Below are 302 nucleotides of genomic sequence, written 5' to 3'. Positions count from 1 at the left end.
TGAAGCCGTCCAGTTGCCGCGGATGCGTGAGGCCGTGGAGCGGACGCGAAACATGGAGGAGCCGGAGGCAATCTCTGCCGCCGCTCTGACCGAAAAGCCGATATCGAAAAAAACAGATCGCCGCTGCTTTCCTGACGGAGAGCGGCGGCTTTTTCACACCCGGCGCTCCATGGGCATAGGATGACGCAGACCATGGGGAGGAGGGGCCGGGAATGGATGGACAAAGACGATTGGCGGTGATCGGAACGGACGCGCGGCTGGCGGCGGCAGGCCGGGCGCTGGCCCGTGCCGGGTTTGCGGTG

The 302-nt window shown here is 65.2% G+C and carries 1 protein-coding gene; it reads left to right on the top strand.

Annotated features, from left to right (window positions below):
* The coding region (locus tag P0G09_RS18630) for a hypothetical protein (protein WP_275253415.1) at positions 1-184 on the top strand (184 nt) is incomplete at its 5' end.
* Positions 185-302 lie beyond the last annotated feature (118 nt).

It is taken from the genome of Faecalibacterium sp. DFI.5.82 (genome assembly GCF_029076575.1).
In the GTDB taxonomy this organism is placed as follows: domain Bacteria; phylum Bacillota; class Clostridia; order Oscillospirales; family Ruminococcaceae; genus Faecalibacterium; species Faecalibacterium duncaniae.
The sequence above is the reverse complement of the archived record's forward strand: the minus strand, read 5'-3'. Positions and strand labels throughout refer to the sequence as shown.